General features: G+C 52.9%; 1 rRNA gene. It reads left to right on the top strand.

Features of this window, described 5'->3' with window-relative positions:
- A 23S ribosomal RNA gene (locus tag IB241_RS27280) occupies positions 1-1,363 on the top strand; the annotation flags it as partial.
- Between the last annotated feature and the right edge of the window lie 73 nt (positions 1,364-1,436).

Genomic DNA, 1,436 nt, shown 5'->3' on the forward strand with positions numbered 1-1,436 from the left:
TAACGAAGTGGTTGATGCCATGCTTCCAAGAAAAGCTTCTAAGCTTCAGGTAACCAGGAACCGTACCCCAAACCGACACAGGTGGTTGGGTAGAGAATACCAAGGCGCTTGAGAGAACTCGGGTGAAGGAACTAGGCAAAATGGCACCGTAACTTCGGGAGAAGGTGCGCCGGTGAGGGTGAAGGACTTGCTCCGTAAGCTCATGCCGGTCGAAGATACCAGGCCGCTGCGACTGTTTATTAAAAACACAGCACTCTGCAAACACGAAAGTGGACGTATAGGGTGTGACGCCTGCCCGGTGCCGGAAGGTTAATTGATGGGGTTAGCTAACGCGAAGCTCTTGATCGAAGCCCCGGTAAACGGCGGCCGTAACTATAACGGTCCTAAGGTAGCGAAATTCCTTGTCGGGTAAGTTCCGACCTGCACGAATGGCGTAACGATGGCGGCGCTGTCTCCACCCGAGACTCAGTGAAATTGAAATCGCTGTGAAGATGCAGTGTATCCGCGGCTAGACGGAAAGACCCCGTGAACCTTTACTATAGCTTTGCACTGGACTTTGAATTTGCTTGTGTAGGATAGGTGGGAGGCTTTGAAGCGTGGACGCCAGTTCGCGTGGAGCCATCCTTGAAATACCACCCTGGCAACTTTGAGGTTCTAACTCAGGTCCGTTATCCGGATCGAGGACAGTGTATGGTGGGTAGTTTGACTGGGGCGGTCTCCTCCTAAAGAGTAACGGAGGAGTACGAAGGTGCGCTCAGACCGGTCGGAAATCGGTCGTAGAGTATAAAGGCAAAAGCGCGCTTGACTGCGAGACAGACACGTCGAGCAGGTACGAAAGTAGGTCTTAGTGATCCGGTGGTTCTGTATGGAAGGGCCATCGCTCAACGGATAAAAGGTACTCCGGGGATAACAGGCTGATACCGCCCAAGAGTTCATATCGACGGCGGTGTTTGGCACCTCGATGTCGGCTCATCACATCCTGGGGCTGAAGCCGGTCCCAAGGGTATGGCTGTTCGCCATTTAAAGTGGTACGCGAGCTGGGTTTAGAACGTCGTGAGACAGTTCGGTCCCTATCTGCCGTGGACGTTTGAGATTTGAGAGGGGCTGCTCCTAGTACGAGAGGACCGGAGTGGACGAACCTCTGGTGTTCCGGTTGTCACGCCAGTGGCATTGCCGGGTAGCTATGTTCGGAATAGATAACCGCTGAAAGCATCTAAGCGGGAAACTAGCCTCAAGATGAGATCTCACTGGAACCTTGAGTTCCCTGAAGGGCCGTCGAAGACTACGACGTTGATAGGTTGGGTGTGTAAGCGCTGTGAGGCGTTGAGCTAACCAATACTAATTGCCCGTGAGGCTTGACCATATAACACCCAAGCAATTTGCGTCGAAAGGCCAGATTGCGGTGTGTGAAGACGAAATGAACCGAAAGTTCGACG

The sequence above is a fragment of the Pseudomonas sp. PDM05 genome (assembly GCF_014851685.1).
GTDB lineage: Bacteria > Pseudomonadota > Gammaproteobacteria > Pseudomonadales > Pseudomonadaceae > Aquipseudomonas.